General features: G+C 39.6%; 13 protein-coding genes and 1 tRNA gene. 7 read left to right on the plus strand and 7 right to left on the minus strand.

Features of this window, described 5'->3' with window-relative positions; all coding sequences use genetic code 11:
- The first annotated feature begins 153 nt into the window (after positions 1-153).
- On the plus strand, positions 154-2,061 hold the full coding sequence (acs, locus tag ACULLG_RS10505) for an acetate--CoA ligase (protein WP_452126746.1): 1,908 nt from the start codon (positions 154-156) through the stop codon (positions 2,059-2,061).
- 32 nt (positions 2,062-2,093) lie between these two features.
- Here the strand turns inward: acs and ACULLG_RS10510 are convergent.
- A tRNA-Met gene (locus ACULLG_RS10510) sits at positions 2,094-2,167 on the minus strand.
- A 135-nt stretch (positions 2,168-2,302) separates the two neighbouring features.
- Between ACULLG_RS10510 and ACULLG_RS10515 the strand changes: the two genes are divergently transcribed.
- Positions 2,303-2,686 (plus strand): START-like domain-containing protein, encoded by a 384-nt coding sequence (locus ACULLG_RS10515; protein WP_452126747.1) that lies wholly within the window; start codon positions 2,303-2,305, stop codon positions 2,684-2,686.
- 54 nt (positions 2,687-2,740) lie between these two features.
- Entirely contained in the window at positions 2,741-3,586 is an 846-nt protein-coding gene (locus tag ACULLG_RS10520) for an aminotransferase class IV (RefSeq protein ID WP_452126748.1), read from the plus strand.
- 62 nt (positions 3,587-3,648) lie between these two features.
- On the opposite strand, the gene ACULLG_RS10525 is transcribed toward ACULLG_RS10520, so the two are convergent.
- The 5 genes from ACULLG_RS10525 to ACULLG_RS10545 form a co-directional block, all read right to left on the minus strand.
- Positions 3,649-4,209, minus strand: a complete 561-nt coding sequence (locus ACULLG_RS10525) for a YqgE/AlgH family protein (RefSeq protein WP_452127968.1) — start codon at positions 4,207-4,209, stop codon at positions 3,649-3,651.
- 120 nt (positions 4,210-4,329) lie between these two features.
- Positions 4,330-4,602, minus strand: coding sequence for an HU family DNA-binding protein (locus ACULLG_RS10530; protein ID WP_073176939.1), 273 nt, complete (start codon positions 4,600-4,602; stop codon positions 4,330-4,332).
- Between the two features lie 176 nt (positions 4,603-4,778).
- A complete protein-coding gene (fmt, locus tag ACULLG_RS10535; protein ID WP_452126749.1) occupies positions 4,779-5,744 on the minus strand; it encodes a methionyl-tRNA formyltransferase in 966 nt (321 codons plus the stop codon).
- On the minus strand, positions 5,725-7,611 hold the full coding sequence (locus ACULLG_RS10540) for a RecQ family ATP-dependent DNA helicase (protein ID WP_452126750.1): 1,887 nt from the start codon (positions 7,609-7,611) through the stop codon (positions 5,725-5,727). Before ACULLG_RS10540 ends, fmt begins: the two co-directional genes overlap by 20 nt.
- The gene (locus ACULLG_RS10545) at positions 7,611-8,174 is read right to left on the minus strand and encodes an AAA family ATPase (protein ID WP_452126751.1); all 564 of its coding nucleotides are present in this window, start codon (positions 8,172-8,174) and stop codon (positions 7,611-7,613) included. Before ACULLG_RS10545 ends, ACULLG_RS10540 begins: the two co-directional genes overlap by 1 nt.
- A gap of 88 nt (positions 8,175-8,262) precedes the next feature.
- Between ACULLG_RS10545 and ACULLG_RS10550 the strand changes: the two genes are divergently transcribed.
- The 3 genes from ACULLG_RS10550 (at position 8,263) to murA (ending at position 10,610) form a co-directional block, all read left to right on the plus strand.
- Entirely contained in the window at positions 8,263-8,550 is a 288-nt protein-coding gene (locus tag ACULLG_RS10550) for a DUF493 family protein (protein ID WP_452126752.1), read from the plus strand.
- Positions 8,551-8,633: 83 nt separating this feature from the next.
- Positions 8,634-9,287 (plus strand): DUF4290 domain-containing protein, encoded by a 654-nt coding sequence (locus tag ACULLG_RS10555; protein WP_452126753.1) that lies wholly within the window; start codon positions 8,634-8,636, stop codon positions 9,285-9,287.
- Positions 9,288-9,302: 15 nt separating this feature from the next.
- The gene (gene murA / locus ACULLG_RS10560) at positions 9,303-10,610 is read left to right on the plus strand and encodes a UDP-N-acetylglucosamine 1-carboxyvinyltransferase (RefSeq protein ID WP_452126754.1); all 1,308 of its coding nucleotides are present in this window, start codon (positions 9,303-9,305) and stop codon (positions 10,608-10,610) included.
- A gap of 11 nt (positions 10,611-10,621) precedes the next feature.
- Here the strand turns inward: murA and ACULLG_RS10565 are convergent, their stop codons facing one another.
- Positions 10,622-11,479, minus strand: a complete 858-nt coding sequence (locus tag ACULLG_RS10565; protein WP_452126755.1) for a helix-turn-helix domain-containing protein — start codon at positions 11,477-11,479, stop codon at positions 10,622-10,624.
- Positions 11,480-11,573: 94 nt separating this feature from the next.
- Between ACULLG_RS10565 and ACULLG_RS10570 the strand changes: the two genes are divergently transcribed.
- Positions 11,574-12,290, plus strand: a complete 717-nt coding sequence (locus ACULLG_RS10570; RefSeq protein ID WP_452126756.1) for a phytanoyl-CoA dioxygenase family protein — start codon at positions 11,574-11,576, stop codon at positions 12,288-12,290.

Here is a 12,290-nt window from a genome sequence, read left to right on the forward strand (position 1 = left end):
TTCTAAATAATTTTACATTTTGATTGGTTATTCATTAGAATTTCATGGATTAAAATATGGGATACACAATTTTGTTGAGTTTGGCTTGAAGAGGGTTCGGGCAGTATCACTTTTTTGCTATTTTTAGTTCTTCGTAAAATTTCAACCAATACCATGAGCAATTATCACATCAAGCACCTGGAAGAGTATTTTCAGGTATACCGAAAATCAGTTAGAAATCCAGAGGCATTTTGGGAAGAAATCGCAGAGGAGCATTTTGTTTGGCGCAAGCGATGGGATAATGTTTTGGAATGGGATTTTTCAAAACCAGAGGTGAAATGGTTTGATGGGGCTAAACTCAATATCACTGAAAACTGTATCGACAGGCATTTGCACATTCGTGGTGACAAGACCGCCATTCTTTTTGAACCCAATAGTCCAGACGAAGAAGCAGAGCATATCACTTATAAACAACTCCATCAACGTGTATGTAAATTTGCCAATGTTCTAAAGGATAATGGAATTAAAAAAGGAGATAGGGTGGTTATCTATTTGCCCATGATTCCAGAATTGGCGGTTTCCGTACTGGCCTGTGCTAGAATAGGTGCTGTTCATTCCGTTGTTTTTGCTGGATTTTCATCCACAGCCTTGGCTACCCGAGTCAATGATTGTGAAGCCAAAATGGTGTTGACTTCTGATGGTTCATACAGGGGTGGAAAAACTATCGATTTAAAGGGTATAGTTGATGATGCCATGCAACATTGCCCAGGTGTTGAAACTGTTTTGGTAGCCAAACGGACCAATGCGGATATTCATATGGAAAATGGAAGGGATCATTGGCTACAACCGTTGTTGGACAAGGCATATGCCGATTGTCAGCCAGAAATTATGGACGCTGAGGACCCCTTGTTTATTCTATATACTTCCGGCTCCACTGGAAAACCCAAAGGCATGATGCACAGCACTGCAGGATATATGGTGTATACAGCCTTTACTTTTAAAAATGTTTTCCAATACCGTGAAGATGATGTGTACTGGTGTACCGCTGATATTGGTTGGATTACCGGACATTCATACATTGTTTATGGGCCATTGGCAAACGGGGCTTCAACGGTGATGTTTGAGGGAGTGCCTTCTTATCCGGATTTTGGACGTTTCTGGGAGATTGTTGAAAAGCATAAGGTGACACAATTTTATACAGCTCCAACGGCCATTCGAGCCTTAGCTAAGGAAAATCTTGATTTTGTGACCAAACATGACCTTTCGAGCCTAAAGGTTTTAGGAACCGTTGGAGAGCCCATAAATGAAGAAGCATGGCATTGGTATAATGACCACGTAGGTGAAAAGAAATGTCCTATTGTAGATACGTGGTGGCAAACCGAAACAGGAGGGATTTTGATTTCCCCGGTTCCGTTTTCAACACCTACCAAGCCCACCTATGCCACCTTGCCCATGCCTGGGGTACAACCTGCGCTAATGGATGAGAATGGCAAAGAAATTCATGGTAACCAAGTAGATGGTCGACTCTGTATCAAATTCCCATGGCCTTCTATGGCCAGAACCATTTGGGGAGACCATAAAAGATATAAAGACACCTATTTTTCAGCTTACGAAGGAAAATATTTTACAGGAGATGGTGCATTAAGAGATGAAGTTGGATACTATCGAATCACCGGTAGGGTAGATGATGTAATCATTGTTTCCGGTCACAATTTAGGTACGGCACCCATTGAAGATGCCATTAACGAACATCCAGCGGTGGCAGAATCGGCCATTGTTGGTTTCCCACACGACATTAAAGGAAATGCCCTTTATGGATATGTGATACTAAAGGAAACAGGAGAGTCTCGAGATCGCGACAATTTGAAAAAGGAAATCAATCAAATGATAACCGACCATATTGGACCAATCGCCAAGTTGGATAAGATTCAATTTGTTCCAGGATTGCCCAAAACCCGAAGCGGTAAAATCATGCGACGTATCCTTAGAAAAATTGCGTCAAAGGATACAGGGAATCTGGGTGACATATCAACTTTGTTGAACCCAGAAGTTGTGGAGAAAATTATGGAAGAAGCCCTATAAAAAAAGCCCCCTTTTAAAAGGGGGCTTTTTTGTAGCGAGAGGGAGACTTGAACTCCCGACCTCAGGGTTATGAATCCTGCGCTCTAACCACCTGAGCTACCTCGCCGTGGTTTGTTTTTGCGGGTGCAAATATAAAGTTTAATTTTTGCCGAATCAAAATTCATATTAATTTATTATTTGATATTTATTTTTATATCTTCCCGAATAATAAAAATGTCGAAAGGAAAAACCAATCATAAGAATGAGCGATAAGATTAAATTTGAAATAGAATTTGTTATTCAAGCTTCTCCACAGTTGCTTTATCAATATATATCCACACCTTCTGGCCTATCGGAATGGTACGCTGACAATGTGAATTCACGCAGTGAGACTTTCATTTTCATTTGGGATGGAGCAGAGGAGAACGCCACCATGTTAAAACGTAAGAGTGATGAATTTGTGAAGTTCGCATGGGAAGAAAATGATGATGATACTTATTTTGAGATGCGGATTATTGTAGATGAAATCACCAAAGATGTATCACTTTTCATAACTGATTTTGCCGATGAAGATGAGTTGGACGAGGCAAAAATGCTGTGGGAAAACCAAGTAGCCGATTTAAAACAAGTATTAGGCTCAAAATAGTAGCATTCTTAACTAAAACGTATATTTGGTCCCGATTTTAATCGGGACTTTTTTATGGTCAATTTCAACGGGAATATTTGTTCCAACAAGGAAGCCATCCTTACCCACACCAATAGGGGATTGAAATATGGGGACGCACTTTTCGAATCATTTCGGTGCATACATGGCACCATCTTTTTTTGGGAGGATCATTACTTCAGGTTAATGGCCTCCATGCGCATTTTGCGCATGGAGATTCCCATGGATTTCACCTTGGAGTTTTTAGAAACGGAGATCATCAAAACCGTAAACCAAAATAATTTGGCCAACATGCCAGCCCGGGTTAGATTGACCGTTTTCAGGAATGATGGTGGATTGTATAATCCGGTAACCAACGAAATATCCTATATAATCGAAGTTAATCCCCTCGAATCTCCATTTTATCTGGTTCCTGAGCAAGACTACGAAGCGGAATTGTTTAAGGATTATTATGTGAACAAGGACATGTTGTCAAATTTAAAGACCACAAACAAGATGCTCAATGTTGTCGCAAGTGTTTATGCCGATGAAAATGGTTACGACAATTGCTTATTGATCAATAATGATAAGAATGTGGTGGAGGCCATCAACGGAAATATATTTTTGGTAAATGGGGAGACGGTTAAAACTCCGCCCTTGTCCGATGGCTGTTTGAAAGGGATAATTAGAGGAAAACTTATTGAAATATTGTCTTCCATGGAAGGCATTACCATACTGGAACAATCCATTTCACCTTTTGAATTACAGAAGGCCGATGAACTTTTTATTACCAACAGCGTCTCCGGAATTGTTCCCATAACAAAATATCGAAAGAAGAACTATGAAAACAATTTCAGCAAAAGTCTTATCGGAAAATTGAATGCAAAAGCCAGAGTGGGCTAGACTTTTGTGACATTGACTTTGATCAAAGAAACGAAAATTGTCAGGTCGAGGGTAGTCGAGACCTAATTCAACGAGGGATTTTCTGGAGCATTGGACCACAATAGGTAATCGCCGCCTAATTCCACCATTTTTTCTTTCCAAAAGGCAATGGACGATTTTTCCAAGAGACTACTTTCATACTCATTTTGAACCACCACCCATGATTTGGATGAAAGCTCTTGATCCAACTGGCTCGAATCCCAGCCTGAATATCCCAAGAAAAATCGGATATCCTGTTCGGTAATGGTTTTGTTGTTGATGAGCTCAACGGTTTTCTCAAAATTACCGCCCCAAAAAATACCATCCGAAATTTCAATACTATCATCAATGAGATGGGGTACTTTATGGATGAAATATAGATTGTCCTGTTCAACAGGGCCTCCGTTAAACACCTTGAAAGGAATGGTAATCTCGGCAATAAGATCATTGATGGTATATTCCAAAGGTTTGTTCAGAATAAACCCTACGGAACCTTCATGGTTGTGCTCGGCAATCAAGACCACAGATCGGCTAAACGAAACATCACCAGAAAGTGTTGGTTCCGCGACCAATAATTTTCCTTTTGTTGGTTTATTGCTTACCATTCCCATGATTCTTATTACTAAATGTAATATAATATATGTTATTTACAAAACGACCGACAGCCCTCAAATAAAAAAGCACTCCCGTTAGGAAGTGCTTCTATATATAGTAAAAACTATTGATTAGTTTACCGAACCACTCAATTCAGCACCTGCTTTGAACTTTACTACGTTCTTAGCTGCAATCTTGATGGTTTGACCAGTTTGAGGATTTCTACCTTCTCTAGCATTTCTTCTAGATACGGACCAAGAACCAAAACCTACCAAAGAAACTCTGTTTCCTTTTTTAAGAGATCCCTCTACATTTCCCAAGAAAGATTCCAATGCTTTTTTAGCCGCTGCTTTTGTGATGCCTGCATCAGCTGCCATAGCATCGATTAATTCTGTTTTGTTCATAATGGAATTAAATTAATTGTTGTTAAAATAATTTTAATGCTGAACAAATTTATACGGATTTGCGTGCAACGCAAGTAAAACCAAGGGAAATCCGGCTTTTTGTTGATAACTTGAAACGTTTGTTGATAAAGTTGAAAAAAAATAGGGCCATTTGTCAGCCTAGTAATGGTAGGGGTTCAGCGAAGATGAGCCGATTTGTCCAGATTTAACCCGTTCAAAATCTGCTTGATATCCATTTTCCTTTTCCCTGGTAATTGCACCTCTAAAAGTTGAAGATAACCACCTTTAACCGCTACTTTCATTTCTTTTTTATTCCAAAACAACTTTCCAATAGGATAATAATGCTCCGCGTTTTCCATTTTGGATCTATAAATTTTAATACTTTGCTCAATTCCATCACTTACAAGATAAGTCCAGGCGGCGGGATACGGACTCAATCCCCTGATATGATTATGGATTTGTACCAAAGAAGCGTTCCAATCAATTTTGCAGGTCTCTTTATGGATTTTATATGCTGGTTTTAAATCTTCAGATGCAACTTGTACCATGGTTGAAACTTCTCCCGCCTCAATTTGGCGACAGGTTTTAACCACTAATTGTGCACCGGTGTGCATCAATCGGTCATGCAAGCTGCCTGCGGTATCCTCTGGTTGGATAGCCTCTTTTTGTTGAAGAATGATATTTCCGGTATCTATTTTGTCGTCAATAAAGAAAGTAGTCACCCCGGTTTCCGTTTCTCCATTTATTATGGCCCAGTTTATGGGTGCCGCGCCTCTATATTGGGGAAGCAAGGAAGCATGAAGATTGAATGTGCCATGCTCGGGCATCTGCCAAACCGATTTGGGAAGCATCCTGAATGCAACAACCACGTTTAAATTTGCTTTTAGCTTTCGTAATTCGGTTAAAAAACCTTCGTCTTTTAAATTTGTTGGCTGTAGAATTGTCAATCCCTTTTCTTCCGCAAATTGTTTTACTGCCGACTTTTGAATCTTCCTTCCTCTTCCCGCAGGTCTGTCAGGAGCAGTGATGACGCCAACAACATGGAAACCAGCATCCAAAATACTTTTAAGGCTTTCCACTGCAAAATCTGGGGTACCCATAAAAACAATGCGCAAATCACTTTTATTTGATGGTGTATTCATTCTTCTGGTTCAATTGTATCAATTCGTCTTCCAACAATTCCTGCAAAATTTCCAAAACTACAATTTCCTCCAACTTAGAGGCCCCAACTAATTGTCTTGACGTTCTTGGTTTATCTTTAATAAGGTGTAAAAGTATATTTTTGGATTCAGCGGTTGCAGGTTTTATTTCCATGCAAATATCGCATGCCCCGCAATTATCCTTTGCATTTTCACCAAAATAATTTAGCAAATAAGCATTACGGCATTTAGTGGTATTATCAACATATCCCAACATGGCCTCCATATTATCTTTTTTTACGGAATTCAATTCCTTGATGCGCTTGGCAAACGGGTTTATGGTTCTATCATCTTCCCGGGGCACCAAAAAAATCAGTTCAATATCGCTTGAACTACTTTTATATTCCACAATACCATCACCCTGCAATTGCTGCAATAAAGTTTTGATATGCTTTTCGGGCACCCCGGTTTTTTTTGAAAGCAAGAGCAGGTTGATTTTGGTGTCGAATTCTGTAATTCCGCCATAGGTACGCAAAATGGTTTGGATAATGGGAGCAGATTCACTCTGTTTTTCCAAGTAACCAAAAATCTCATTTTTGTTGGCCACGAACCTCAAGGTTGTCTTTTCATTGTAGTTTTCGGAAAGCGCTATTACCGAATTCTGATCAAGGATTCGCAAAGCGTGGTAAACCATGTTCGGACGTAGCTCATATCGATTACAAAACGCATTGAGTTGAAATTCTTGGGTTTCTTGTACCAATTCACCATAAGGGATTTGGAAAAAATTGTTTAGTTGCAGGTATAACTTCTTTACAAAATCTATATCGGGCAAATGAGCCAAAAATTGTTGTTTTGCGCGTTCTTTATCCTCTCCTGATGTGAGCAATAATGCTTGCGAAGGTTCACCATCACGGCCGGCTCTTCCGGCTTCTTGAAAATAGCTTTCCAAGCTATCAGGAATCTGGTAGTGCACCACCAACCGCACATTTGGTTTATCCACTCCCATTCCAAAAGCGTTAGTGGCCACCATAATGGATGTCTTTTCGGATAACCAAGAATTCAAGCGTTTCTCTTTATCCGTTTTTGAAATACCCCCATGGAAATAAGAAGCCTTAAACCCATTTTTATTTAAAAATTCCGACAGGGAAACGGTCATTCTGCGAGACCTCACGTAAACAATAGTACTGCCAGAAACGTCTTTGACAACCTTTTTTAAATGGTACAATTTGTCTTCGGTGCGTTTTACCTTAAAAGTAATATTTGATCTTAGAAAAGAATCTTTAAAAACCTGCGCTTGTTCCAGGCCAAGGTTTTCAAGAATGTCTCGAATCACTTTTTCCGTTGCTGTAGCAGTGAGGGCGATCATTGGTGTATTTGGAGTTAGATCTTTCAATACCGAGCACTCCAAATAAGCTGGTCTAAAATCATTTCCCCATTGCGAAATACAATGGGCTTCATCAATGGCTACAAGATTCACGTTCATTTCACGTATGCGCTCCTGCACTATGGTTTGTTGAAGTCGCTCTGGAGATAAGTAAAGAAATTTATAGTTGCCGTAAACACAGTTGTCGAGCAAATTGCCCAGTTCTACAAAAGAAATCCCCCCCACTAGTGAAACCGCCTTGATTCCGCGGGATTTTAATTGACGTACCTGATCTTGAATAAGGGCCACCAAAGGGGAAACTACAATGCAGATACCCTCGTTAGCCAAAGCAGGAACTTGATAGCATAACGATTTACCACCGCCAGTGGGCATCAATGCCAATACATCGTTGCCTTCAAGAATGGTGTTGATTATCCGTTTCTGGGAGCCCCTAAAATCAGGATAACCCCAAAACTCTTGTAAAATACTTTTGATTTTTTGCTGCACTATGGCTTGTTAAGTGTTTCCAAAACAAATGACACCCTATCTTGGACAGGTTTTTTAGGAATGATTATGGGGTCGTATCCAAATTCGGTGTAGGTGTGCATCAAAGCATCATGAATTTTCTGTGCTTCGTCAAAAGTCTCCAACCGTTCGTTGTCAGAAGTATAGATTTCCTTCCAAGGAGGAGCAATAAAAATGGCGTCATATCGATGTGCTTCGCAAACTGAGGTGAACTCCAAGTCGTAGGTTTGGTCAAAAAAGTCCATATAGGCCAACACATCCGGAATGCCACGATCGAAAATATGCAAGGCAGTATCTGATTTCAACGATTTTTTAAAATGATCGGCCCTGCCATACAGTAAGTCCTTGTTAAACTGCAGTGCATCATCAACAAAAACCAATGGATTGGAAACCATGTTTTCAGGATTCCCATCTTTTTTTGCTTGGGAAGTCATATCCCTGATGATTTCATGAAAACAATGAATACCTCTATTTTCCAATCCATTCACAATGGATGTTTTTCCAGTTCCCGGAGCTCCCGTGATTACAACTTTGGTACTATTCAAATAAAAATATTTTGCCGTACAAAGTAATGAAATAGGGTGAAGGAAAAAAAATTGTTGACTAACCCATATATTTGTACAAAATAGCGATATGGAGAAGGGAAAATCTGATGAATTTTACGCGAGACTAAAAGAGCAACTTTTGGAGAATACCTCATGGCCTTCCAATTATTTATATAAGTTCATTGTTCCTACCGATGAAGAACGTATCGCACAGATAAATAATATTTTTGACAATACAGGTGCCGTCATTGAATCAAAAAAGTCAAAAAAGGGCACTTACACCAGTATTTCCATTACCGTAAACTTAAAAGACCCTGATGAGGTAATAGCTAAATACAAGGAAGTATCTACCGTTGAAGGAGTAATTTCCTTATAGCAAGGCCGATTGCCATAATTTTCTTAATTTGCAAGCGTTATCGGATAGACTTCCCGATAATTTAATTTCATAAAAACTTTAGTTTGAATTTAGTAGAGAACTTAGAATACAATACGGAGCGTCCCAAGCTCCACATTCCTGAATATGGCCGACATTTTCAAAAAATGGTTGACCATGCCGTTTCAATAGCGGATCGGGAAGAACGAAATAAAGTGGCCAAGTCCATCATAAGTGTAATGGGAAATTTGCAACCACATTTAAGGGATGTGCCTGATTTTCAGCATAAATTATGGGATCAGTTGTTTATTATGTCCGATTTTAAATTGGATGTAGATTCACCATTTCCAATTACCTCAAAAGAAGTGTTGCAGCAGAGGCCAGAACCGTTGGAATATCCGCAAAACCATCCCAAATACAGATTTTATGGGAACAACATCAAACGAATGATTGATGTGGCCATAAAATGGGAAGAGGGTGATATGCGATCAGGATTGGAATATGCCATTGCAAACCACATGAAAAAGTGTTACTTGAACTGGAACAAAGATACAGTTGAGGACACCGCAATTTTTGCCCATTTAAAGGAACTGAGCGATGGTCAGATCGATTTGGCACCAAAGGGTGAGAACTTAACCGATAGTGGACAATTTCTTAAGAACCGTTTGGCTAAATCCAATAGAAATGGAAGTAATAATAAGAAAGGGCAGCGAAACTACAAGGGTAAAAAAAGATATTAATTTCCGAAGAAATTCATGGGAACATTTCGAATAGAGGGTGGCCACCAGTTGCACGGTGAAATTACTCCTCAAGGAGCAAAGAATGAAGCGCTTCAGATTCTTTGCGCCGTATTGCTTTCAGCCGAAAAAATCACAATAAATAACATCCCAGACATCATTGATGTCAATAAGTTGATAGCACTGCTAGAGGACTTGGGAGTCAAAATCCAGAAAAAAGGAAAAGGGTGTTACACCTTTAAAGCTGATGACATTAATCTGGATTACCTTCAATCCGACCAATTTAAACAAGATGGTCGTGGACTTCGAGGGTCAATTATGTTGGTTGGCCCGTTGTTGGCCAGATTTGGTAAAGGATATATTCCAAAGCCAGGTGGAGATAAGATCGGAAGAAGACGTTTGGATACCCACTTTGAAGGTTTTATTAAATTGGGAGCGAAGTTTCGTTACAATCGCGAAGAGTATTTTTATGGTGTTGAAGCTAAAAAACTCAAAGGAACCTATATGCTATTGGATGAGGCCTCCGTTACCGGAACGGCCAATATTGTAATGGCAGCGGTACTTGCTGAAGGTACCACCACAATTTATAATGCAGCTTGTGAACCCTATCTGCAACAGTTGTGCAAAATGCTGAACAGAATGGGTGCCAAGATTTCCGGAATTGGTTCAAACCTATTGACCATCGAAGGGGTAGACTCCTTGGGTGGAACGGAGCATACGATGTTGCCCGATATGATAGAAATTGGCAGTTGGATAGGATTGGCGGCAATGACCAAAAGTGAACTTACCATTAAAAATGTGAGTTGGGACGATTTGGGACAAATCCCCAATGCTTTTCAAAAACTGGGCATAAAACTTGAACGAAAAGGTGATGATATTTACATTCCCAAGCATGAAAATGGGTATGAGGTGCAAAACTATATCGATGGCTCCATATTGACCATTGCCGATGCGCCTTGGCCGGGGTTGACACCTGATTTACTGAGTATTTTGCTTGTAGTCGCTATTCAAGCCAGAGGGGAAGTGGTCATTCACCAAAAAATGTTTGAAAGTAGACTCTTCTTCGTGGATAAATTGCTTGATATGGGAGCCAAGATTATACTTTGTGACCCGCACAGGGCAACGGTCATAGGCCATGATTTTAAATCTACGCTCAAGGCAACCACTATGGTTTCGCCGGATATTCGTGCTGGAGTCTCTTTATTGATTGCAGCTCTTTCCGCAAAAGGAACATCAACAATCAATAATATTGAACAGATTGATAGGGGCTATGAAAATATAGATGAGAGGTTGAGAGCCATTGGTGCCAAAATTGTTCGGGTCTAAAGATTTTTGTTTTAGTTCGAGGATGCCCTAAATTTTCGGGGCGACATTCCCGTATACTTCTTAAATGTGGTGGCAAAATATTGCGATGAACCAAATCCCAGTTCGTAAGCGACTGTGGTAATTGATCTTACCTCGATTAGTAGCACTTTGGCCTTTTCTATTTTTAACCTATTCACATAAGCTCTCGGAGGAACGCCAAAATTCTGCTTAAACCACGATTTTAAATAAGGAACGGAGAAATTGACCAAGTCTGCCAACTCATCAACATAAATTGTTCTGTGGAGATTCTTTTCAATATAATTTTTAAGAAGTGATATTCTTTCCGAATCTTCCACGGGTTGTGAAGTATCCGAAAGTGAGGAAATTTCAATCAAAAGTTGAATGATGGATTGCCCAATTTGAAGCCTGTTGAACGCATCATTTGGATTTTCAAGCAGTAGCATTAATTTTTCCAAAAGCTGTTTGACTCCAAAGGCACCTTTAATCAAAGTACCCCCATTTTTAAGCAGTTTTTGGAACAGAAAGTCCGATTGTTCAGTGGGAAGATGGAACAAAGGACCTTTGGAGGAATCTAAAGAAAGTTGTAACCAATACAGTTCTCCGATGTCCTCGGGATACACTCCTGAGCCATGATTTACATTGGGAGGGACAATAAGGATATGATTTCCTGTCAGTTTTATGAGGTTTTCCCCAATTTGATAGTACTGTCGACCCTTTAAACAAAAGCAAATTTCCATAACATCCTTATGCTGGTGGTCATCAAGAATAGGTTCCACGGTGATATAGCGATAATATCCAAAATCAAGACATCTACTGAACCCAAGACGGTCAAGTTGAATGACTTTTCTCTTATTTGTTTGTTTTCGCATACAAAACGTATAAAAAAGTATGGTGTACGAATTTAAAAGACTTTTTGATTTTTAACTACTTATTTTGGATTGGAATTAATTAATGAATTCAAACATGAAAAAAGACTTTTTACAAAAAGGGTTTACAAAACTGGATCGTCTCATACCCAATATTGAGGTAGAAAACCTTAAAACCTTGTATGATGAATTGCTAAAGGATACCGAACGAACCGAAGGTTTACGAAGTGATTTGGGCGGAAAAGGAGATGTTGACCTAAAAGTGGAAAAGATCACCCAAATTATGAGACCTAGCTTGATCGAGCCAAAATTATCATCCAACATAACATATACTTTGGCCTTGGATCATGTGAAGGACATGTTGGGCAATGACATGGAACTTGATTTTGATATGCTTATAAACAAGGCCCCATATACAAATACGCCAACTCCATGGCATCAAGATGCGGCCTATTGGATTAAAATGCCTGATAAGAGGTCGGCCAGTTGCTGGATTGCCTTGGACAATGTTCATGAGGATAATGGTTGTATGTGGTTTATTCCAAAAGAGGATGAAACCATTAAACCACATAAACAGTATTCAGATGGAGGAGCATTGCATTGCGAGACAGATACAAAAGATGCGCAATGCATTCCTTTAAAAGCTGGAGGATGCACCTTTCATGACGGTTTTACGTTACATTTCAGCAAAGGAAACACCACAAATTCGCAAAGACGCGCTTTAATACTTAATTTCCGACCAAAAAAAATGATCGAACTGGAGCGCGCACAAGGTGTGGACCATACAGGAGAACGTAAAGTCAGGAACAAATAA

Source organism: Flagellimonas sp. 2504JD1-5 (assembly GCF_053618295.1).